Annotated in this window: 15 protein-coding genes and 1 pseudogene; 12 read left to right on the forward strand and 4 right to left on the reverse strand. The window is 60.7% G+C overall.

Annotated elements, in window-relative coordinates; genetic code table 11:
• Nucleotides 1–898: pseudogene (locus B2A78_RS21660) on the forward strand (IS66 family transposase); the annotation flags it as partial.
• A 315-nt stretch (nt 899–1,213) separates the two neighbouring features.
• The gene (locus B2A78_RS21665) at nt 1,214–2,431 is read left to right on the forward strand and encodes a PAS domain-containing sensor histidine kinase (protein WP_168175514.1); all 1,218 of its coding nucleotides are present in this window, start codon (nt 1,214–1,216) and stop codon (nt 2,429–2,431) included.
• Nucleotides 2,432–2,498: 67 nt separating this feature from the next.
• On the opposite strand, the gene B2A78_RS21670 is transcribed toward B2A78_RS21665, so the two are convergent.
• Entirely contained in the window at nt 2,499–3,158 is a 660-nt protein-coding gene (locus tag B2A78_RS21670) for a response regulator transcription factor (protein ID WP_077732144.1), read from the reverse strand.
• 201 nt (nt 3,159–3,359) lie between these two features.
• Between B2A78_RS21670 and B2A78_RS21675 the strand changes: the two genes are divergently transcribed.
• From B2A78_RS21675 to B2A78_RS21720, 10 genes are all read left to right on the forward strand, one after another.
• The gene (locus B2A78_RS21675) at nt 3,360–3,746 is read left to right on the forward strand and encodes a response regulator (protein WP_168175515.1); all 387 of its coding nucleotides are present in this window, start codon (nt 3,360–3,362) and stop codon (nt 3,744–3,746) included.
• Nucleotides 3,747–4,113: 367 nt separating this feature from the next.
• Nucleotides 4,114–9,111, forward strand: coding sequence for a hypothetical protein (locus B2A78_RS21680; protein ID WP_077732146.1), 4,998 nt, complete (start codon nt 4,114–4,116; stop codon nt 9,109–9,111).
• 66 nt (nt 9,112–9,177) lie between these two features.
• Nucleotides 9,178–10,401, forward strand: coding sequence for a multicopper oxidase domain-containing protein (locus B2A78_RS21685; protein WP_168175516.1), 1,224 nt, complete (start codon nt 9,178–9,180; stop codon nt 10,399–10,401).
• Nucleotides 10,402–10,417: 16 nt separating this feature from the next.
• Complete coding sequence (locus B2A78_RS21690) at nt 10,418–11,731, forward strand: multicopper oxidase domain-containing protein (RefSeq protein ID WP_077732148.1); 1,314 nt, start codon at nt 10,418–10,420, stop codon at nt 11,729–11,731.
• A gap of 16 nt (nt 11,732–11,747) precedes the next feature.
• Nucleotides 11,748–13,631: an Ig-like domain-containing protein gene (locus B2A78_RS21695; RefSeq protein WP_077732149.1), complete on the forward strand. Its 1,884-nt coding sequence runs from the start codon at nt 11,748–11,750 to the stop codon at nt 13,629–13,631.
• Nucleotides 13,632–13,655: 24 nt separating this feature from the next.
• Nucleotides 13,656–14,159, forward strand: coding sequence for a hypothetical protein (locus tag B2A78_RS21700; protein ID WP_077732150.1), 504 nt, complete (start codon nt 13,656–13,658; stop codon nt 14,157–14,159).
• 5 nt (nt 14,160–14,164) lie between these two features.
• Nucleotides 14,165–16,396, forward strand: coding sequence for an Ig-like domain-containing protein (locus B2A78_RS21705; protein WP_077732151.1), 2,232 nt, complete (start codon nt 14,165–14,167; stop codon nt 16,394–16,396).
• A 13-nt stretch (nt 16,397–16,409) separates the two neighbouring features.
• Nucleotides 16,410–17,021, forward strand: coding sequence for an SCO family protein (locus tag B2A78_RS21710; protein ID WP_077732152.1), 612 nt, complete (start codon nt 16,410–16,412; stop codon nt 17,019–17,021).
• Nucleotides 17,021–18,721, forward strand: coding sequence for a c-type cytochrome (locus B2A78_RS21715; RefSeq protein ID WP_168175517.1), 1,701 nt, complete (start codon nt 17,021–17,023; stop codon nt 18,719–18,721). The genes B2A78_RS21710 and B2A78_RS21715 overlap by 1 nt, the downstream gene beginning before the upstream one ends.
• A gap of 122 nt (nt 18,722–18,843) precedes the next feature.
• On the forward strand, nt 18,844–19,593 hold the full coding sequence (locus B2A78_RS21720; protein WP_240502630.1) for a transposase: 750 nt from the start codon (nt 18,844–18,846) through the stop codon (nt 19,591–19,593).
• Between the two features lie 161 nt (nt 19,594–19,754).
• Here B2A78_RS21720 and B2A78_RS21725 read toward each other — a convergent pair whose 3' ends face one another.
• From B2A78_RS21725 to B2A78_RS21735, 3 genes are all read right to left on the reverse strand, one after another.
• Nucleotides 19,755–20,081, reverse strand: coding sequence for a hypothetical protein (locus B2A78_RS21725; protein ID WP_077732154.1), 327 nt, complete (start codon nt 20,079–20,081; stop codon nt 19,755–19,757).
• Between the two features lie 32 nt (nt 20,082–20,113).
• Nucleotides 20,114–21,754 carry a CRTAC1 family protein gene (locus tag B2A78_RS21730; protein ID WP_143735272.1) on the reverse strand — a complete coding sequence of 547 codons (1,641 nt, stop codon included), beginning with the start codon at nt 21,752–21,754 and terminating at the stop codon, nt 20,114–20,116.
• Nucleotides 21,755–21,821: 67 nt separating this feature from the next.
• Nucleotides 21,822–22,589, reverse strand: coding sequence for a spondin domain-containing protein (locus tag B2A78_RS21735; protein WP_168175518.1), 768 nt, complete (start codon nt 22,587–22,589; stop codon nt 21,822–21,824).
• Nucleotides 22,590–23,057 lie beyond the last annotated feature (468 nt).

Consider the following 23,057-nt stretch of genomic DNA (forward strand, 5'->3'; position numbering starts at 1 on the left):
CGACTGTGGCGGTCCCTTGAAGCCCTTGGGCGAGGAGGTCGCCGAAATCCTGGAGTACGTCCCGGCCCGCTTCCGGGTGATCCGCCACGTCCGCCCCAAGTGTGCCTGCGCCCGCTGCGACCGCATCGTCCAGGCGTCGGCGCCGAGCCGGCCCATCGCCCAAGGCTTGGCGGGTCCGGGACTGCTGGCCCATGTGCTCGTCTCGAAATACGGCGATCATCTGCCGCTGTACCGCCAGTCGGCCATCTACGCCCGCGAAGGCGTGGACCTGTCCCGGTCCACCTTGACCGATTGGGTCGGCGACGCCGCGGGCCTCCTCCGGCCTTTGGTCGCGGCAATCCGCCGGCATGTACTCGCCGGTCCGAAGCTCCACGCCGACGATACCCCGGTCCCGGTGCTCGCGCCCGGTCAGGGCCAGACGAAGACCGGTCGGCTGTGGACCTATGTCCGGGACGACCGCCCGGCCGGTGATCTCACGCCGCCCGCGGTGTGGTTCGCCTACGCGCCGGATCGCCAAGGCCAGCATCCCAGGACGCATCTCAAGGACTTCGAAGGCGCCCTGCAGGCGGATGGCTATGCCGGGTTCAACGGGTTGTACGACACCGGTCGCGTGCAGGAAGTGGCCTGTTGGGCGCACGTCCGGCGCAAGTTCTACGAGCTCCACAAGGCCCACAGGAGTCCCTTGGCGGCCGAGGCGCTCCAGCGTATCGGTGCGCTCTATACGATCGAAGCCGAGATCCGGGGCCAGCCGCCGGAGGCCCGCGCCGCAGCGCGGCAAGCCCGCGCGGGTCCGCTCCTCGCGGCGCTTCAGACCTGGCTGCACACCACGCTGACACAGGTCTCGAAAAAGTCGGCGCTAGCCGAGGCGATCCGCTATGCCCTGACCCGCTGGCCGGCGAAATGTGGGGCAATTTCCCGCAAACCTATTCGATGGTCGGGATCATTCATTCGGCCATGGTCCTATCCAAGCCATGGGAAGAGGCGTTCTAGCACAAGGAACAGCAAAGGGTACTATGGAGGGCGCGGCGGAAACGGCATCGGACCGGCCAATGCGAGTAGCCGGATTGTCCAAGTTTCGTTTATATTCCGCCTAGAACACCAGTTGGAACGATCCGGAGAGGATGTCGTCCGGAGTTAATGGAACTGCGCTATTGGCGGAATGCCGAATCCGCTGATTGTCAGAATATCTTATGAATTCGAGCGGAGAGCAGGGATGATCGAAAGGAAAAAGGCCGTCGAATGGTTTCGCCGAATGGTCGAGACCGTGCATCAAGGGCTTTTGGTTCAGCACGCTGGCGGCTCCCTCCCCTACCCCTATCGGCAAATTTTCGGCGCCAAAGACTATCCACGGAATATAACCAACACCCGCAAGACGACGGAAACGTCGCCGCATGCGGCGGTTAAGCATGCCTTCGACGATTGTTTGCTCGTCGGCATCTACATCGTTCAGGATGGAGAAGTCGTCTATGCGAACGAAAAGTTGGCCAAAATCCTCGGCTATCCGAAAGATCAACTGATCGGTATGTCACCCGGGAAACTTTTTCAGTTAGATCATCGGCGTTCGCAGAAAGCGGCCGTTGTGTACCAGCAGAAACCGGCCGCCATACCACCGGTGCATGAGGCGAGAGGCATCAGGAAAAATGGCAAGGTGATCTGGATCAGACGGAGCGAGATCTTGATCGCACATCGCGGATCTCCCGCCATCCTGGGGAACGTCATCGACCTTACCCCGAAAAAACGGCTGAAAGACGTCGTTTGGCAGTCGAAACATGAGCTTAGACTCTTGTCCGCAAAGCTTCTCGGCGCTCAGGAGCAAGAGCGCAAGCGGATCGCCTCGGAGCTTCACGACACCGTGGGACAGTACCTCAGCGCCATCAAGTTCAGTTTGGACAACGTCAACGCGCTGCTCGAAGACAATCAGATCGCATCCGGCCAGAGGTCCCTGCGAGCCGTTATCCCTGTCATCCAGGAGGCCATTTCCGAGGTGAGGCGCATCTCGATGGACTTGAGGCCGGCGATTCTGGACGATCTGGGGCTTCTTGCGACCTTGAGCTGGCACTGCCGCACTTTTCAGGACATCTATGCCTGCATCACGGTCGAAAAACAAATAGAACTGCAGGAAAGCGATGTGCCCGGCGGATTAAAAACCGCGATCTATCGGATCATTCAGGAAGCACTGAACAACGTTGCGAAACACGCCAAAGCCGATCGGATCGTCCTTCGCCTGAGAAAAATCGACACCGCAGTCGAGTTGATCGTCACCGACGACGGCTGGGGATTCGACGTCAGCGAGACCGTGGAACGAGAATTACGGCAACGCGGCCTGGGCCTCGCTAGCATGCGCCAACGGTGCGAGGGTTCCGGGGGGGCCTTCTACATCGATTCCGCGCCCGGCATCGGCACGATCGTTCGCGCGGTCTGGGCCGAGTAGAAGACTCGTGACCGCCGCATGGCGGCGCAGATTGGAAAGCCGCCCCGCGCAACCCGCGTGTCGTTGTCTATCGCAGAACCAGCCCTTTCTCTATCGCATAGGAGGTCAGCGCCGCAGCACTGTGGAGATCCAGCTTCTTCATCAAGTTCGCGCGGTGGGTTTCCACGGTTTTCACGCTGAGATGCAGATATTGCGCGATTTCTTTGTTCTTGTGGCCTTCACCGATCAATTTCAGGAGCTCTCGCTCCCGATGGGTCAGGCTGCCCCAGGTTGACCGAGGTTCTTCCGTACTTTTGATTTGCAGATAGGCTTTTATGATTTTTCCGGAAATACTCGGACTTAAATAAATTTTCCCCATTAACACGCTGCGAATCGCGATACGTAATTCCGCATGGGTGGCATCCTTCAAAACATAGCCGTCTGCCCCGGATCTCAGGGCTGCGAGGATGTATTCTTCGACGTCGTGCACAGTGAGTACCAGGATTTTCAGCTGCTGCGATACACGTTTCTTGATTTCCAGGATCGCTTCCAAGCCGCCCAGCCTGGGCATGGAAAGATCGAGCAAGATTAGATCCGCTATGCCGTCGCGGCAGCGGCGAATGAGTTCCAGGCCATCATGGACCTCGCAGACGACTTCGAACTCCGGATCTTGCGACAACAGTACCCGTAAACCTTCCCGCAAAATCGTGTGGTCCTCGGCGATACAGATTCGTTTTTTTTCTTCCATGGCGCGATGCTACTTTGTTTTTGCTGATCTTCTACGGCTGGGCGCGCGAACCAAATAAGCAAAAATCCTTAGTGCCTGAAACAATACGAGCGTGTACGGTCAAATAACCGGGTAAGCGGCGTGTTCGATGATTCGGCCGGATGCCTCTTCGTCACGCAAGGGAATGAATGCTTTCCGCTTTTATCAAGGAACCCAGCGACCGTGCGCAAAATATTGATTGTCGATGACAACGCCTCTTTTCGGCGCTCTCTTAAAGCCTTCTTGTGCGACCAGTTCGCGCACTTCGCTATCGCGGAAGCCGAAAATGGCGCATCGGCGATGAGAACGATCGATCTCGCGCGGCCCGATCTTATTTTCATGGATCTCAAGCTGCCCGGCGAAAACGGTCTCGTACTGACCCGCAAGATAAAGACAATTTATTCTCCCGCCATCGTCATTCTGACCAGCTACGACGCGGTCGAGTATCGTGAAGCCGCCTCGGCGTGCGGCGCGGATTATTTCCTGGCCAAGGATGCGGCAAGCGCCGCGGAGGTTTCAAGGCTGGTCGAGTCTTATCTTCCGGGCTCGAGTTCTTCGCCGCCGATCTAGTCCCTGACTCGTAGCTGCCCCGAGTCCGGTCAAACAAAGAACGATTTGCGACTCGCCCCATCGAACGATTCAGCGTTGCGAACCGGTACGACCGGCCGCTGACTTCCGGATTACGAGAATCTCGGGTTCCTAGCCCTCGCAGTCGCCTGTCATTCGGCTCTTGGCGCATCTCCCGCACCGGCCTCTACCCTATCTGCTCATTCAGACTACAGTATCGACGAGCTACCGAATACAGTATCCGCTGTAGTTCTTACTCATCCTCCTTTCAGTACGCTAGTTCCAACGCCAGGTAAGGACGCCGAGCGAAGGGTCGTCGCGCTGGCGCTCGCCCCCAAAAAAAGACATCGCGCTCACAAGGAGGAGGATTATGAACGCTCGAGTTTCGTGTCGTGACGCGTCGATCAAAAGCGCAAAGCGCTGTGTGCTTTTTCTTGCTTTGGTGCTCGGGCTTTCCGTTCATCTCGATGTCCAGGCGGTCGACATCACCGTGGTCGGTTCCGATGGAAGTCCGGTAGGCAGTTTCCGCTGGCTGATCGAGGAGGACGCCACCAAGGTTTCTCAACCGGGCGTGCCCGCCGAGCCGGGAACGAGCCTCGCGCTCGGCTTCCATACCAGTTATATGCCGCTGGTGGCCAAAGGCAACCAGGACAATGCGTCGAACATTCCTCTGAACCCTAGCAAGCGCTACTTCGTTTCCGTACTCCCGGATTCCGCTGCCACCAATCCCGGTTACACCATAGGGGGCGCTCCGATAGCGCCGGGCCAGTCCGCGGTAACCGTTTACGTCAATCGGTCGCCGATACCCACCGCGCAGATTTCGGTGTTCGTCTTCAACGATAACCGCCCCATCAACAACGCCCCCGACCTGCCCGAAGAACAGGGACTGGCCGGCTTCACGATCAAGGTCTACGAAGCAGGCGGAACCTATGGCCAGTCCGGAGGCGAGGTCACCCAGGATGCGTTCGGAAACCCGCTCGGCGTCATCCAGACCGATGCCAACGGTGTGGCCCTCATCAAGAATCTGGTGCCCGCCAAGTACACCCTCTTTGCCATACCGCCGACCGGTTCCGACTGGCACCAGACAAGCACGATCGAGGGCACAAAAGGGATCGATGCCTGGGTCAAGGCGAATGAACCGCCCTTCTTCACTGAATTCGGGCCGCCTGGGCACCATGTCTTCATCGGCTTCGTCAACAAGATCAACGATACGACGGTGCTCACCGGCGGCAGCACCATTAGCGGTCGGGTGGTCAACCTGCACACCTCGCGTCCGCCGGAATTCCCGTTCTACAACGGACACCCCTTTCCCAACTGCTGGGTGGGCCTGAACGACCTCGCCGTCGGCGAAGGCCAAGCCATCTTCGCTCAACCCTGCAATGCCGACAGCAGCTTCTCCATTCCCAATGTCCCGCCCGGCAATTATCAGTTGGTGGTCTGGGACGAGGCTCTGGATATCATCTTCGCTTCGCACGGCGTCACGGTGAACGGCGACGGTAGCTGCAATACCCCGGACGGAAGCTGCGACCTCGTGGAAGTGCCGGTGTTCGACTGGTTTTCCCGACTGGAAGGCAGTGTGTTCTACGACGCCAACGGCAACGGTTATCGCGACGACGGCGAAGTCGGCATGCCGGACCAGGCCGTTAACCTCCGCTTCCGCGACGGCAGCATTTACCAGTCCTTCCCCACAAAAGCGGACGGTTCGTACGGCTTCGAGGAAATCTTTCCCTTCTTCAACTGGCTAGTCGCGGAAGTGGATTTCGCCCGCTTCAAGGCGACCGGCGCCACCGTCACGGTCGACGCCGGAGGAGCGATACCGGCCAGTACCGAAGCGCGGGGCAAGCTCAATCCTCAACCGCAGTTCTGCACCGCCGCCGACGCCTTTGAAACCGGGTGCACAGTAGGTAACGAACTCGTGAATCCGAACACCGGCCACAATCTCTCGCGCACGGAAGCCGGACCGGTGCTGCTGGAAGGCATACAAGGCTTTCTCGGCCAGACCAGCGTGATCGACTGGGGCAAACAAGTCTATCCGATCGGAGAAAACGGCGGCGTGAGCGGCATTGTCCATTATCCGACCACTCGTGCCGAGGATGATCCGCGTTATGCCGCGGCCGAGAACTGGGAGCCGGGCATTCCGAGGGTGCAGGTCAATCTCTACCGGGACTGCAACGACGACGGCGTCATCGATAAGCCCGACTGTTCCGCCCTCGGCGCGCCCGGAACCTTCGTGCTGGCCGACGTAGACAACTATCCGTTCGGCTGGAGTGAAGGCAACGCGGCCAAGGGGCCTGAAGACATCGACCGTAATTCCAACGGGACTTTCGATTTGGGCGACGCGGTCGATTTCACCACCACCGACAGCTGGGACGACAACCTGCCTGCCGGCTGCCAGGGCGATATTTTCCTCTCGTCCACAGGCCAGCCGACCGACTGCTACGACGGTCTCCGCAACTTCAACCAGGTGCGGCCCGCCCTGTTCGATGGCGGCTATGCCTTCGGCGGTCCTGCCGGAAAACCCGAGCTGGCGGCCGGCACCTATATCGTCGCGGCGGTCACTCCGCCCGGCTACGAGCATCAGAAGGAAGAGGACAAGAACGTCGACTTCGGCGACGAATACACGCCCAGCCCCTTGCTTCTGCCGCCGGTGTGCGTCGGCGACCCGCACCTGGTACCGGCCGAGCTGAGTCTGTTTCCGGGCGTGCCCGGAGCCTACGCCGGGCAGACACGGCCTCTATGTGATCGCAAGCAGGTTCGCGTCGCTCAGGGCCAGAATGCGGCGGCGGATTTTTTCATGTTCACCGAAGTACCGATTGCGGGGCATATGGTCGGCATGATACTGGATGATCTGTCGAACGAGTTCGACCCGAACGCGCCAACGTTCGGCGAGAAATATGCCCCACCCTACCTTCCGGTCTCGATTCGCGACTGGACCGGCCGCGAGATCAACCGCGTGCACGCGGACCAGTGGGGCCGGTTCAACGCCCTGGTGCCCTCCACGTTCACCATCAATCCGCCCATACCCTCGGGGGTGGCGCCGAACATGCTGACGGCGTGCATGAACTCGCCAACCATGCCGGATCCGAACAATCCCGGCGGACACACATTGGACCCCTACTACAACCCGAGGTACAGCCAGTTCTGCTACACCTTCCAGTACATGCCGGGCAAGACCACTTATCTGGATACCCCGGTGCTACCCATCGCCGCGTTCGCTTCGCAGGACAAGTTTCCGCTCGATTGCGAGCAGCCCATTCACACGCCCATGATCTATTCGGTGACCGGCACCGCCAACGTCGGCCCTTACGTACCCACGCCAATCAGCAACACGGGGAATAACCGACGGTATCTGATCATCCGCTCGATGGGCTTGGTCGAAGTGCCGAATCCGGCCTATGACGGCACCAACGCGAAAACCATCGTGCGCGACTACGGTTTCGGCGATGCACAGGGCTCCGTACGGATCGGCAACACGATCCTGTCCTTCACGAACTGTACGCCGGCTTGCAGTTGGACCGACGATCAGATCGTCGTACGGGTCCCGCAAGGTACGACAACCGGGGAATTGGTCGTTACCCGCGCCAACGGCGGCGCATTCTCCGTGACCGGCGTCACCGTCACCGTCGGCGGGGCGGCCCCGATCGTCGTGAACGCCGGACAGTCCATCCAGGCGGCGATCGACACGGCCCCGAACGGCGCGCTGATCACGGTCGCTCCCGGCGAATACGACGAACTGCCGATCATGCACAAGAAGGTTCGCCTCCAGGGCTGGGGAGCCGGGTCAACCATCATCAACGCGGCCAAGTTCCCGTCCGAGAAATTGCAAAACTGGAGAAACAAGCTCGCCGAGCTTCTCGACACGAACCAGTTCAGTCTGCTGCCGGGACAGGAAGCCGGTCCGCCGGATCCCCAGGACAACGAGCCGATACTGTTCAACACCGAGGAAGGCGCGGGCATTACCGTGGTGGCCAACGTCAGCGAATTTGCCTCGGGCCCCGCGGCTCAAAGGGCGCGCATCGACGGCTTCACCATCACCGGTGCGGACCACAGCGGCGGAATATTCGTCAACGGCTATGCCCGCTATCTGGAGATCAGCAACAACCGCATCATCGGCAATAACGGCATCTACGGCGGCGGAATCCGCATCGGGAACCCGCAATTAATCAACGGCACCACCTATACCGACAACGAGAACTATGACGTCCGCATCCACCACAACCAGGTGGTCGAAAACGGCGCCAGCGGCGGTCTTGGCGCGGGTGGAATCACCGTCGCCACGGGATCGCGAAACTATGAGGTGACCGACAACTTCGTGTGCGGCAACTTCTCCACCGGAGACGGCGGCGGCATCGCGCATTTGGGACTCAGCAGTTCGAGGCTGGTGGATAATGGGTTGATCGCCCGGAACACCGTCGTTTTCAACCAAACCTTCAATCAGGGACAGAACGCTTCCGGCGGCGGCATCTTCATCGGCGGGCTGCCCGCCCTGGCCGCGGGCGAACTGAGCGCCGGCGCGGGTAACGTGACCGTGGACGAAAACCTGATCCAGGGCAATATGGCCGGCGCGGGCGACGGCGGCGGCATCCGGACCCTTTTCGTCAATGGCGCGGATGTTCTGGCGGCAAGAAATAACGCCGGCAGATGGTACCAAATACAAATCCGAAATAATCGGATCGTGGACAACATCGCCGGACTGGCGGGCGGCGGAATTTCGATGCAGGATACTGCCCGGATCGAAATTTTCCACAACACGATCGCCCACAACGACAGCACCGCGACGGCCGGCGAGGCCTTCAGTCCGGGCAGTCCGAACCGGTCCAACGCGCAACCGGCCGGAATCGTCTCGCGTGCCCACAGCACCGCGCTAGCGGCCGCGTTCGGTGCTCTGACCAGGAATCAGTACGGTGTCTTCTCCAATCCGGATCTCCTGAACAATATCGTGTGGCGGAACCGATCGTTCTTCTGGGAGATCGACAATAGCACCGACCCGGCCAGCTTCGGCCTGAGACCGGCGGTGGAGGCGGATGGCGTCACCGGGGCGGTATTCCACGATCTGGCGGTCCTCGGAACGGCCAGCACGGCCTGTCTGAATCCGCGGGCCAGCACGCTGACCTCGCTCAGCGGGCCGGAGGGATGCAGCTATCCCGGAGGTCTCCTCACTCCCAATAACACCAACAATCCGGGCTTCCTGGCCTCGTACTTCAACAGTTCGCCCGGACAGACGATCCAGCAACCGGAAGTCACGACGGCCTTGGCCACGGCACCGGCCTTCGACGAAGGCGGCAACTTCATCGATGTGCACTTCGGTCCGCTGACCCTGTTCAATCCGGCCACGGGCGAACCCTTCGGGGACTATCACCTGCCCTGATTCAGCTCGCCAATCCCGCCGGGCGGACGCCCGGCGGCACACCCAGACCCCATGGAGGAGGCAATCATGGATACGTCCGATCTTCGCATGCCCGTGAGGCTGCTGGCAGCCTCGATCGCCTGTGCCCTAACGCATACATCCCACGCGGGCGTGTACGTCCAGTGTCCGGGCGACATCAACGGCGACGCGGTCATAGACAATCCCGATCCCAATCATCCTCGCGCCGTATGCAAACATCTCGCGGCCGGTGACGGCTTCATCCGGATGGGCGACGACATCGAGAAACTGCAATACATTTTCGGCTTCAGCGACGTGACCGGCGTCCCGTCCGACCAAGTGATCGATACCGGGCTGCTGGCGGCAAATTTTCCGGCACCGACCATCTCGCTAAGGGAAGGCGACGAGTTTTACCTCACGCTCACCAACGTTGCCCTGGCGATACGCCCCGACCTGTTCGATCCCCATTCCGTCCATTTCCACGGGTTTCCCAATGCCGCGTCCGTGTTCGACGGCGTTCCCGAAGGCTCGATCGCCGTCAACCAGGGCGAATCGCTCACCTACTACTACAACATCGTGGAACCCGGCACCTTCATCTATCACTGTCACGTCGAGGCGGCGGAACACATGCAGATGGGGATGCTCGGCAATCTATACGTGCACCCGAGCCAGGACGGCACTTCCAAGACCTACGACGGAAAGACTTACACCAAATTCGTCTACAACGACGGCGACGGCTCGACCGGGTACGACGTGGAATTTCCGCTGCAACTCGGTTCATTCGACCCCGTCTTCCACGATCTCCACCTGCAAATACAGCCGCTGCCTTTCGCAAACATGAAGGACACCTATCCCATGATCAACGGGCGCGGCTATCCGGACACCGTCAACCCTGCCCAGTTGCCGACGCCCATCGATCCGGAAACCGGGGAAAGCGCCAACAACGGGAATCAGTCGCAGAAGGTTTCCTCGCTGGTCACGGCGAGCGCCGGACAACGCATCCTGCTGCGCATCTCCAATCTCAATGTCACCAATTTCTACACCGTGGCGGCGCTGGGGCTCCCGATGACCGTGGTGGGAACCGGCGCCCACATCCTGCGCGGTCCGACCGGCAAGACGCTCTACTACGATACCAGCTCCATCACCTTGGGCGGGGGCGAGGCCGTTGACGTTCTGATCGATACTCGCGGAATCGCACCCGGAACCTACTTCCTCTACACCACCAATCTCAATTATTTGAGCAACAACACCGAGGATTACGGCGGGATGATGACCGAGATCGTGATCAATTAGGAGCAGGAGCAGGACCATGAACCAGTCAGCTTGCATACTCGAAAGACTCTCCGTGGCCTCCGTGGCGCTATTGCTCGGCATCTTCGGGCATCCGGCGATCGCCCAGATCGACGGCATTACCGGGCCGACCTTCGACCTCACCGCCAAGGAAGACTACATCAGCACCGCCGACGGCAATACCATCCTCGCCTGGGGCTACGCCAACGGGAACGGGACCATGCAATATCCGGGACCGACTCTGATCGTTAACCAGGGCGACGTCGTCACCGTGACGCTGCACAACGCGCTGCCGCCGCATGGCGCCGACGCGCCCCTGCCGGTGTCCATCGTGTTTCCGGGACAGGAGGGCGTCACGGCCGGCGGCGGAAAGGAGGGATTGTTGACCCGTGAGGCCGATATCGCGGACAACCCGGCCACACCGGAAAACGAAGCGGTCGTGACCTACACCTTCACCGCATCCCGCCCTGGAACCTATCTCTATCACGCCGGCACCAGGATGGACCTGGAGGTCGAGATGGGGCTGATGGGCGCGCTCATCGTTCGGCCCAATTCGAACAACCAGGCCTACGGACACCCGGACAGCGCTTTCGATCAGGAATACCTGTTCCTGCTGAGCGAGATGGATCCGACCATTCACAGGCTGGTCGAGGCCGGCCGTCGGTCCGAGATCGACACCGCGGCTTACCACCCGGTGCATTGGTTCATTAACGGACGCAATAATCCCGACACGATGCTGAAAGCGGGCAACGAAACGCCCTGGCTACCGACGCAGCCTTATAACTGCTTGCCCAGGATGCATCCCGGCGAAAAACTCTTGCTTCGCATCATCAATGGCGGCCGCGACCTCCATCCGTTCCATCATCACGGCAACAACTCATGGTTGATCGCCCGCGACGGCAGGCTGCTGGAAAGCGCGTCCGGGACGGGGCCCGATCTCGCGGTTTCGGACTACACCATTACGACGGCGCCCGGGGAAACCTACGACGCGATCTTCGAATGGACCGGAAAACGGCTCGGCTGGGACATTTACGGGCACCAGCCGGGCGATCCCCTGCAGCCGAACGAATACGCGCCCGACCACGGCAAGCCGCTTCCGGTCGCGTTGCCGGATCCCCAACTCGCCGTGACGATTGGCGAATTCTGGAGCGGCAGCCCATATCTGGGACAGTTCGGAATATTGCCTCCCGGTGCGGGCGGCAAGAACCTCAATGCCGGCTATTTCCACATGTGGCACTCCCATACCGAGCGGGAGCTTACCAATGACGACATATTCCCGGGGGGGATGATGACCATGGTGATCATCGAGCCACCCGGCGTGCCGATTCCTTGATCGAGGGAACGAAATCATGAGCAGCAAAAAATGGAAACTGGTATCCGGTATGCGTCTCCCGCCGTTATCGGTGCTGGCGATCGCCTGGAGTTCGGCGTTCGGCGCGGAATACTGGCTGCGAGCGGACACGGTCGACGTGATGATGCCGGATGGTGCGACGATACCCATGTGGGGATTCGCGCTCGACAACGAAACATTCGATTCGGGCAACCCCGCGACCGTGCCGGGACCGACGCTGACGGTCCCGCCGGGCGATGGCACCCTCACCGTTCACTTAAAGAACAATGGATTGCCCGAGCCGGTCTCGATCGTCATACCGGGGCAAATCGCGAGCATGACGCCGGTCAAGGTCAACGACGCCAACGGCAGGCCGCGCGTCCGTTCGTTCACGGACCAGACTTCGGCCGGCGAAACCAAGACCTATCGCTGGACCAATCTCAGGCCGGGGACTTATCTCTATCACAGCGGCACCCACCCACAGGTGCAGGTGCAGATGGGGCTGTACGGGGGGCTGAAAAAAGACGATGCGGGCGGACGGGCTTATCCCAACGTCGACTACGACAACGAAATCATGCTGCTCTACAGCGAAATCGACCCGGCGCTGCATGCCGCCGTTGCCGGCGGCACCTATGGCGGTCCCGCCTATCCCAGCACGATCGATTACAAACCAAAATACTTCCTGATCAATGGCGAGCCGTACGACGCGAACAGCCCGCCGCCGTTTTCAGCCGGGGCAGCGGGAGAAAGGACTCTGATCCGATTCCTGAACGCCGGCTTGCAGACGCATGTTCCCGTACTCCAGGGACTCGACATGCAACTGGTGGCCGAGGACGGCCATCCTTACCCTTATGTCAAGACTCAGTACTCGGCGATGCTGCCCGCCGCCAAGACGCTGGACGCCATGCTTACTCCGACCCCGGGCCAGGACGGCCAATATGCGATCTACGACCGCAGGCTGACTCTGACCAACGGCATGCAGCCCGGCGGCGGCATGCTGGCTTACCTGACGGTGGGCGCGGCTGCGCCGGGCGCGCCGGTTGCCGCTAACGACGGCCCCTATACGACGAATGAGGATACGCCTCTTTCGATCGCCGCCCCGGGCGTACTGGGCAACGATACCGGGCCATCGCCGCTCGCCGCCGCGCTGGTGAGCACCACCAGCAAGGGCACTTTGAGCCTCTCGGCCGACGGCTCGTTCACCTATACGCCGACCGCCGATACCTCGGGCATCGACAGCTTCAGCTATAAAGCCATCAGCGGGAGCATAAGCAGCAATGTAGCGATGGTGAGCATCAGCGTGACCCCCGTGAACGATCCGCCGCTGGCGCGGAACGACGCGTACAGCATGATTCAGGGTGGAACGCTGAATATCGCGGCCCCCGGGGTGCTGGCTAACGACAGCGATCCGGATGCGGGCGATACGCTCACGGCGGTGAATTTCGGCACGGCGTCGAACGGCACGGTCACCGGCAACACGAACGGCGGTTTTACCTACACCCCGACCGCCGCTTTCACGGGTACGGCGACGTTCGCTTATCAGGCGCGGGACAGCAGCGGGGCCGCCAACAGCACGAGCGCCCCGGCGACCGTCTCGATCACGGTCAATCCCAATCAGGCGCCGTTGGCGCGCGACGATACGGCGACCACCAGAACGAATACGACGGTGCTTATCAATGTCATCGCCAACGATACCGACCCGGACGGCAGTATCAACCCGAGCACGGTCACCATCGTGACCCAGCCCAACCGGCGCGGCACGGCAACACCCAACGCCAATGGCACGGTGACCTACACGCCGAGACTCAATTTCAGGGGTACCGACGCGTTTACCTACACGGTCAGGGACAACCTGGACACAACGTCCAACGTCGCGACGGTTCGGGTGAATGTCACGCGGTAGGAAATGATTCATGGGAGGAGTGTCATGAAAACACAGGGGCGTGTTTCTGTGCGTCGCTATCGGATCGGCTATCTCGCTTCGGGAATGCTGGTCGTCATGAGTTGTGCCGCCGTCATCGCTGCCCGATGGCCGGGCGATTCCGCGCCGGAGGTCGCCGGTCGGGGGCTCAAACCGGTTGCAGAGATTCCGACTGAGCTGGAGAAACGGTGGGGCATCCGGCTCTTGGGCATCAGACTTTCGGCGGCGGGCAATATGCTCGATTTCCGCTACCGTATCATCGATGCCGGAAAGGCCGCTCCGATGGCTGACCGGACGCTTAACCCCTACGTGGTGGATCAGAAGACCGGCAGCCGGCTTTTGGTGCCCACCGCGCCGACCGTCGGCTTTCTGCGCCAGACCAGCGCAGCTCCCCTGGAGAACCGAACCTACTTCGCCTTGTTCGCGAATCCCGGCAGACAAATCGAAGCCGGCGATAAAGTCACGGTGGTGATTGGTGACTTCAGAGCAGAAAATCTGGTCGTGGAGTGATCGCGATGCGTGTTTCAAATCTCCGCAGACCAGTCAATCGCACCGTCTCGATTCTACTGCTCGCGACCTTTGCCGGCCCGGTCACGCACGCCGGCGCCATCGATCCCCGGCTCGATGCGGTCTTGCGAACGGCAAAGCCGAATGAGTCCATCGCCGTGATCGTTACACTGTCCGACCGAGTCGAGTTAGGCGACTTCAAGGACAAGGACAAACGGCTCCGCAGAAGTAAAATCACCAAAGCGCTCAAGGCCAAGGCGAATCAAAGCCAGAAATCGCTGAAAGCCTTTTTGCAAAGCCAGGGGGCTCAGCGCGTCCGGCAGCTTTGGTTGATCAACGGGATGTCGTTTGCCGCCAAAGGAAGAGCGGTTCTAGAAGTGGCCAGGCGGCCGGAGGTCGAGCGCATGAGTCTCGACCAGACGCTGGAAGCGCCGACGGCAAGCGCCGGCACTCAGGCCGCTCCCGAATGGAACCTAAACGTCATCCATGTTCCGGAACTATGGGCGATGCAGCACACCGGACGTGGGATCGTGGTCGCCAACATGGATACCGGAGTGGATGCGAATCACCCAGACCTCGGCAGTCGCTGGCGGGGCGGCGCGAACAGTTGGTACGACCCGCACGGCGAGCACGCCACCCCCTACGATGGCCACGGACACGGCACCCAGACCATGGGCATCATGGTCGGAGGGAGCGCCGGCGGCACGGCCATAGGCGTCGCTCCAGGGGCCGAATGGATCGCGGCCAAACTGTTCGACGATGCCGGACAGGCGCAATTCAGCGATATCCACCTGAGCTTTCAGTGGCTGCTCGATCCGGACGGCAACCCGGATACGTCCGACGCGCCCGACGTCGTCGCTGCCTCGTGGGGCTTGCAAGGCACCACGGACCGGTGTGTCCTCGAATTCGCGAACGACATCCAGGTCTTCAGGGAGGCGGGTATCGGCCTCGTGTTCTCGGCCGGGAACGAAGGTCCGATCTCTTCGAGCAGCGTGAGTCCGGCCAATAATCCCGAAGCCTTTTCGAGCGGTGCGGTGGACGACACATCGGTCGTGGCGAATTTCAGCAGCCGTGGGGCTTCGGCCTGCGATGGCGGCATCTATCCTCAATTGAGCGCTCCCGGTGTCGACGTCAACACCAGCGATTTGTCGTTCGGCGGGCTGCCTATTTACGCCACCGTCTCCGGCACGTCCTACGCCGCTGCTCATGCCGCGGGCACGATGGCCTTGCTGCTCGAAGCGTTTCCGAATACGGGCATAGCGGTCCTGGAATCGACCCTGCGGCAATCCGCCCAAGACCTGGGCGAGTCCGGCGCCGACAACAGCTACGGCTACGGGCTGATTGATGCCAAGGCCGCGCATGATTACCTGCTCGATCATCCGCCCGGCGGCGGCCACGCGCCTGCAATTACCTCGACCCCGGTGACGACGGCCACCCAAGGGCAACGATACACCTATACCGTAACGGCCAGCGACCCCGATGGCGACACGTTGATTTTTTCGCTCGACAGCGCGCCGACGGGCATGAGCATCGATGGCGGGACGGGGCTTATCTCCTGGATTCCGAACGCCGATCAAGTGGGCGCCAACAACGTGACCGTGAAGGTCGCCGATTTCGGCGGGCTATCCACGACTCAGACCTTTACGATCAACGTGGCCGACGTTAATGATCCGCCCGTCGCGTCAAACGATGCCTACAGCACGGTCGAGGGCGGGACCCTCTCGATCGCCGCGCCCGGCGTGCTCGGCAACGATAGCGACCCCGACGGCGACTCGCTCAACGCTGTTCTGGCCGGCGGCGTTGCCCATGGAAGCCTGAACCTGAATGCCAATGGCAGCTTCAGTTATACGCCGGCCGTCGGCTTCACCGGCACCGACGGCTTTACCTATCGAGCCAATGACGGCACATCGTCGAGCACGCCGGCGACGGTATCCATCACCGTGGCCGCCAATAAACCCCCGGTGGCGGCGAACGACTCGGCAACCACGCGCAGAAACACCGGCAAGCTCATTGCCGTACTGGCCAACGATTCCGATCCGGACGGCAGCCTCGATCCCGCGACGGTAACGATCTCCGCGAAACCCGATAAGGGCGGATCTGCCGTCGCCAATGGCGATGGCACGATCACCTACAGGCCGAGGCTGCGCTTCACGGGCACGGAGGTTTTCAGGTACACGGTCAACGACAACCGGGGCGCCGAATCCAATGCGGCTACCGTTACGGTGAACGTCACCCGGTGAGGAGGCAAAGGACATGAACGGAACAGATTGTCGCCGCCTCGTTTCGGTTTGCCTCCTTCTCACGGCGGGGACGGCGTTTGCTCCCTGCGATGCGGGCTCTTACGATAGGGCTGCTTCCATTTCCTTTCAGACCGGCTTATCGTACGTGATTCCGGAAATCACGCTGGTCGATCAGGGCGGCCGGCGCGTTTCCTTATCTTCCCAGCTCGATATCGATAGGCCGGTCGTCCTCGATTTCGTCTTCACCACCTGCACGACGGTCTGCCCGATATCCACGGCGCGCCTGTCCAAGCTTCAGGCGCAGCTGACCCGCCAGCGAGCAAAATTCCGCCTGATTTCGATCTCCATCGATCCGGAGCACGATACGCTGGAAGCGCTTAGGCAGTATGCCCAAGAGTTTGGCGCGGGTCCGGATTGGCGTTTTCTTACCGGCGATGCGGCCAGCGTTCTCGCCGTTCAGAAGGCTTTCGACGCCTACCGGGGCGGCAAAACCTATCACCCTGCGTTGACGTTCATGCGTTTTCCCCACGACCCGCGATGGCTCCGTTTCGAAGGGTTGGTGAGCGCCGACACCCTGCTCCATCACTTCTTGACCCTCGCTCCGGACAACGTCGCGGCCAAGTGATGTTCACGCTACGGCAACGCCGCCTGATCGACGCCATGAAAGGAAGCTTGCTGACGCTTCTTGCGGTCCATTCATGTGTCGCATCTGCGGCTGCCACACCAACGCAGACCATTGGGATAAACTTGGGGATGGTCGAATGGGGCAAGCGAATCTATCGCGAAGGAGTTCTTCCTTCCGGGCGTCCCCTGCGTGCCTTGGTTCAGGACGATGTGACGCTGACGGGGAGCCGCGCCGCGTGCGTCAATTGCCATGGACGCAGCGGGTTCGGCTCCGGCGAGGGACAAGCCGTCGCGCGGCCGATCACCGGACCTTCGCTTTATAACCCTGCGTACCCCCCTCACCCGAAGATGCATGGCTCCGGGTCTCAAAGCGCACTGAGCCGCCCCGCGTACACGGACGAAACGCTCGCCACAGCCCTCCGAACCGGCATCGACATGACGGGACGCCGACTCAACCCGCCCATGCCGCGTTATACGTTGACCCGGACCGAGTCCGACGCTCTGATCGCTTATTTGAAAACGCTGTCGACGGCCCCATCTCCCGGAGTCAACGATCAAACGATTCATTTTGCGACGGTAGCGACCCAGGATGCGGAGCCGACGAAACAAAAGGCAATGCTAGATGTCTTGGAGGCTTTCTTTCGGAACAAGAATGCCGAAACACGACGCGAGACCCTGCGGGCCGAGCGTGCCCCATGGGATATGGAGCGTGAATACAAGGCCTACCGAAAGTGGCGGCTACACCTGTGGACGTTGACGGGGCGTCCGGAAACCTGGCGCGCTCAACTCGTGGCCTATTACCGCACACAGCCGGTCTTTGCGCTGCTCAGCGGGATCGGGGCGGGGGCTTGGCAGCCGGTCCATGATTTTTGCGAGCGGCACGAAGTTCCCTGCCTGTTCCCGAACGTGGACTTTCCCGTCTTCTCCGAAAACGGCTATTACGCTTTCTACTTTTCTCGCGGCGTGACCCTCGAGGCGGACGTACTGGCCAGGCATCTCAGCGAAGCATCCGAGAGATCCCTGCCCGGTCCTATCGTCCAGATTTTCCGCAACGACAAAACCGGCAGAATCCCCGCCGACGCCTTTCGGAAGGCGATGAAAGCTAACGGAAACGCTAGGGTCCGGGATGTCGGTCTCGACCCAGCCGCCAAACCGACCGCGGATTTTTGGCGCACTTTTCTGAAACGCGAGCACCCTGCTCTGCTCGTCCTCTGGCTCCGAGATTCGGATTTGAGAGGCCTGGAGAGCCTGGCCGCGTCTGTACTGGCCCCCGACCGGATCTATCTTTCTTCAACCCTGTCGAACAAAGCGTCCTCCTTCCTTGCGGCCGATTCGAGAACCAAAATTCGCTTCGTTTATCCGTTCGAATTACCGGAGGCGCTTGATCGGCGGTTGTTGCGACTCAAGGCGTGGCTGAAGCGTAGGAAGCTCGAGCCCATCGACGAACGCGTTCAGGCGAACACTTATTTTGCCGTGACCAAGGCGGGAGCCGCGTTGATGCATATGGTCGATCATTTTTCACGTGACTATTTCGTGGAAAAGATCGAACATGAAGTGGATACGACCATAGCCACGTCGGTTTACCCGCATTTGAGCCTCGGCACCGGCCGGCGCTTCGCATCGAACGGCGCTTATCTGGTCGAGCCTGATGTGGAAAGGAACGAGACACTGGTACCCGTCAGCCGCTGGATCGTTCCTTGATCCGAGGTTCTGTAGTCGAACGCAGGCTCACTTAAACGCGAATTAAGAGCTAACGGAGAGAAGATGCCAGCCCATTGGTGTCTCTTGAGGAGGGTTCTGCAACACCCCTTGGAGACACGACCATGGACTGGCAAACCCAACTCATTACGGTGTATCTGACGGTATGCGAGCTCTATCGCCGCGAGCTCTGGATCCATATCCAACGCTTCGCACCGTATGCCGATCTGCGCTTTACGGATGAAGAGGTCATCACCCTCTATCTGTTTGGCATCCTGCAGAAGCAGCGCGAAATCAAAACTCTCTACACTCATGCCGACCGCTATTGGCGCGATTGGTTTCCGCATCTGCCCAGCTACGGCGGCTTCGTCCAGCGCCTGAATCGGCTCGCCGACGTGTTTCCCGCGCTGTTGGAACGCTGGAGTCCAGCTGGCGCGCCCGCCACCCCGATCGGGGTCGCCGATTCCTTCAAGGTGGTGCTGGCCCAGCAGGCCCGGCGGTATACCGCCAAGGTTGCCAAGGACCTGGCGGCGAGTGGCTATTGTGCGACCAAGAAGCTCTACTACCACGGGGTGAAAAGCCACGTGATCGGCGATGAGCGGCCGGGCACCTTCCCCCGGCCCCGCTATATCGCTCTGACGGCGGCGAACCTGAACGACGGCCCGGTGCTCGAACAGATTGCCCCGAGCCTGGGCTATCGAAATCTGTTTGCCGATAAGGCTTACGAATACCTGTCGCGCCAGACCTCGCTCCCGTTCACGGTCTTCACGCCGGTGCGAAAGACGCCGGGACAGGCGCATCTCGATGCCGCCGACCGGTTGTATTCCACGGCCGTGTCGCGGGTTCGCCAACCCATTGAAGCGCTGTTTAACTGAATTCAGGCGAAAACCGGTATCGAGGCGGCCAGCAAAGTCCGCTCCTCGCGGGGACTCCTCGTTCACGTCTTCGGCCGCCTCGCGGCTGCCACGTTCCTGTTGAACCAGTGGCCGGACAGCCCTTAATTCGCATTTAAGCGAGTGTCATTGTCCGACCTTTCTCACGTGCCCCCGTCACTGCGATGGATAATCCGCAATCGTCGGCTGATCCGGTCCAAAATCAGAAAAGCCCCCGCGAGGATCAAGACATGGATGAATCCGGAGATATTGGACCTTGAAACGAGGAGCCCGGATTGGATAAGCAGCACGCTCAGGAAGGCCGATGCAAAAATCGATAATGCGCCGGTCAAGGGATCGAACGGGCGGCGGCGCAGCAGCCAGAGCGGAGCGAGAAACGCAAATCCAGTCAGGCCGACCAAGCTGGCGCGCACCAGATTGACTTCAGGGTACAGAATGCGAAAACGCCGATCCAGCAGGAACAGCAGCAACGTCAGGCTACCGATCGAGAGTAGATTTCGTTTCAGTGCGGATGCCCCTTGGCCGATTTGGCGGCGGAGTGGGTTTCGGAGTCCAAGGTAGCGCCTGTGACGGGACCGTCAATCCGGAACGGCCGGTTCACGGGCGGATGATCGAAGACCGTCTGGCTCCCGTCTGCCCATGCGATCACAAGCCGCTCGGCATGCGTGCCTCGACCCAGGCCAAAAACAAGAGCTGAGGTCTGATCGGTGCCCAGCCCCGAAGCAGAAGCGACCTCGCGGGTGTATTTGGCCCCCGAGCCTTCCAACGACGCGCGGGCGCCAAGCGAACGAACGGTATCCGGCAGGATCACCGTGACCCGGTTGTCGTCGCTGCGGTTCAAGTAGGCCCGGCTCGGGCTGTCATTGTTGAGCCAGAACAGGTCCGGACGGCCATCACCGTCGAAATCGGCGATGACGGGCGAGTTGCTGAACGCGGGGTTCTCGGCTACCGGCGCAGGGTAGAAATCCGGCGTCGTGCCGACACCGAGGAGCACTTTCCCGGGAAACTTGAACAGGTGGTGGACTGGCCACTTGACGTAGTTTTGGGATACGAGGAGGTCCAGCGTCCCGTCGAAATTGACGTCCTCGAATACCGGTCCCCAGGCAAAACCAAGTCCTCCGAGTCCCGCCGCCTTCGTGACATTGCTGAAGCGGAACCCGCCCTCGTTGCGCAGCAACAACCAGCCGCCAGCGTAAGCCTGGTCATCATGGCGGTCGCCTTTGGCAGCAAAAGCAGGGAACGAATCGCCGACGTTGGAGAACACGAGATCCTGGTCGCCGTCGCCGTCCATGTCGCCCGCCGCGACGCCCATCCAGAAGCCATAACCCGACGCGAGCGGCACGGCCTCGAAGCGGCCATCGCGGAGGTTGCGCAGGATTTCGACCTGGCCGGTGTTTTGCGCGAGGACCAAGTCTTGATAACCGTCGCCATCCAGATCGACGAAAATCGAGGTGAAGGTGTTCTGCTTCGAGGCGGTGACTGGTGTCGTGATGTCCGTGAATCGGAGATTGCCGTCGTTGCGCAGCAGGCGGTTCGTCTTGGCGTGCTCGGGCACGTTGAACGTGGCCGAGACGAAGTGAGGGCGGTCGACGAAATCACTGATGTAGAGGTCACCGTCACCGTCATGATCGATATCGGACACGGCGATCGCCAGCGGGACTGAATTGACGGGTAATGCGACCGGCAGGGGTTGCGGCTGGAATTTTTGGTTCTGGTTTACATAGAGTGTGACACCATCATCGCGTGCCACGATCAAGTCCACGTCTCCATCGCCGTCGAGATCAATTGCGCAGGACCCGTAGGTCGCAGGTTTCGGGTCCGGAGACGAAATTCCCGTGCCGGCGATGCGGTCCACCAGCCGCCCATCTTGCAGCGCAAGCAGCGCGTCCGGTTGGCCGGCGCCGCCGCCCACGAAAATCTCCTCGCGGCCGTCGCCGTCCAAATCCAGCACGGCGGCTCCCGTGAGGTGGTGGGATGTCTCGCGGTTCCAGCGATGCGAGAAGTCGACAGCGATCTCCTCGTAGCGAGGCAGCGCCACGCCCTTGGGCAGGGCGCGCAGCGGTTCGCTGGGGTAGATCCACACGCAGCCCGGAAAGGCCAGGCCGGCAAGCACACAGGCCGCGATTCTGAGTGAATTTTTCACGGTAGTATCCTCCAGGTAGCCCGCCGCAGTGAACGTGGCGGGCAGGTGTGGAAAATTGTTAACCGCACTACTGACGGACAAAGGTGACCTGGCCGACCGGATTACGCTTGCCGTCCTTTTTCAAGAAATACGCTGCGTCGCTCGGCTGGACAGTTCCGCGTGGCTCGGCGTCGCTATCGAAAGCCCGATAGCTGGTGCCCGAGTCCGTGCCCGTGTCCCAGGCGTAAAGCGTGACGGACTTTTTGCCGACCCATTGGCCGTTCTCCATCAGCATGACGTCGGCGGCAAAGCCGCACCAGTCCGGGCTGGGCGCGATCATCGCGCCGATCGACACCATTGGATGACTTGGGTTGATCTCAAAATTCGCAACGGCCTTGCCCGGGACGTCCCGTATCGGATCCGGCGTTTCGATCAATACCCCGGCGGCACCGGCCGCAATGGCCGAGCGGATTTCGTCATCAAGCGGCTGGTGCTTTCCTTCCTCGCACAGATGCTCAACACCCGGCGATGCTGTGCCGCCGGCCTTGAACGGCGAGTAATCGGCGTTGTGAGTTACGCCGATGACCGGAGAAAAGTGCGCGAGCAACGGGAAATCCTTTGGATGCGTCTTGGAACTCCAAGTCCGCTCGAAAGCGACCTGGTAGCGCGCGGGCGCGGGTTCCGCAAGGGCAGCGCTACAGGATAGAACTGCCGCCGCGAGGGCCGTGCCGCTGATCCAGCGCTGGCCGCGAATGGCGGAAATCCGCGAGGACACAGGGGTTCCGATGTGCTGGCGGGGGGCCAGATGACGGGATTGGGCCGGAACTGAATTAGGGAAGCGCATGGTCGATTTCATGGTGTGTCTCCTAGTGCAGTGATGTGTTGTGGTTGCTGCGATCGCTTCCGGAACCAAACTCCGGCGGATCGTGAAACTGTTAAAACAATCAACGTGCCAGTATTGGATAAGGGTAAAAACAACCAATAAAATCCATGACATATGCACTACACGGAGATACGGCCATAATTCTCGGCCATCGTCCCCACTGCCATTTGCAGGGAAACCTCAACTATTCGTGGGCCTGATCGGGCATATCCAGCGTAGCCTTGGTGATGGGTACCAACCCGCGTGATTGGCCACTCTGGTCGTCCACTTCACGGCTACAACCCTGTGGTCTTTTGTGCAGACACGCCTCCAGGACTGAGATCCAAGGGTTAAGGAGAACGTGATGTTCGCGGAGGTGAAAAAGACGAAAGTCGCGTGCAATCCAGGCATGAGATTTCACCACTCGTGTGGTACCCAAGGACGCTGTGGGTAGGCAATTAT

It is taken from the genome of Methylocaldum sp. 14B (assembly GCF_002005105.1).
In the GTDB taxonomy this organism is placed as follows: domain Bacteria; phylum Pseudomonadota; class Gammaproteobacteria; order Methylococcales; family Methylococcaceae; genus Methylocaldum.

Coding starts and splice junctions, on each gene's coding strand:
- B2A78_RS21695 (WP_077732149.1), top strand. CDS start 11,748: ATGAGCAGCAAAAAATGGAAACTGGTATCCGGTATGCGTCTCCCGCCG.
- B2A78_RS21715 (WP_168175517.1), top strand. CDS start 17,021: ATGTTCACGCTACGGCAACGCCGCCTGATCGACGCCATGAAAGGAAGC.
- B2A78_RS21735 (WP_168175518.1), bottom strand. CDS start 22,589: ATGAAATCGACCATGCGCTTCCCTAATTCAGTTCCGGCCCAATCCCGT.
- B2A78_RS21680 (WP_077732146.1), top strand. CDS start 4,114: ATGAACGCTCGAGTTTCGTGTCGTGACGCGTCGATCAAAAGCGCAAAG.
- B2A78_RS21685 (WP_168175516.1), top strand. CDS start 9,178: ATGGATACGTCCGATCTTCGCATGCCCGTGAGGCTGCTGGCAGCCTCG.
- B2A78_RS21690 (WP_077732148.1), top strand. CDS start 10,418: ATGAACCAGTCAGCTTGCATACTCGAAAGACTCTCCGTGGCCTCCGTG.
- B2A78_RS21670 (WP_077732144.1), bottom strand. CDS start 3,158: ATGGAAGAAAAAAAACGAATCTGTATCGCCGAGGACCACACGATTTTG.
- B2A78_RS21720 (WP_240502630.1), top strand. CDS start 18,844: ATGGACTGGCAAACCCAACTCATTACGGTGTATCTGACGGTATGCGAG.
- B2A78_RS21665 (WP_168175514.1), top strand. CDS start 1,214: ATGATCGAAAGGAAAAAGGCCGTCGAATGGTTTCGCCGAATGGTCGAG.
- B2A78_RS21710 (WP_077732152.1), top strand. CDS start 16,410: ATGAACGGAACAGATTGTCGCCGCCTCGTTTCGGTTTGCCTCCTTCTC.
- B2A78_RS21700 (WP_077732150.1), top strand. CDS start 13,656: ATGAAAACACAGGGGCGTGTTTCTGTGCGTCGCTATCGGATCGGCTAT.
- B2A78_RS21705 (WP_077732151.1), top strand. CDS start 14,165: ATGCGTGTTTCAAATCTCCGCAGACCAGTCAATCGCACCGTCTCGATT.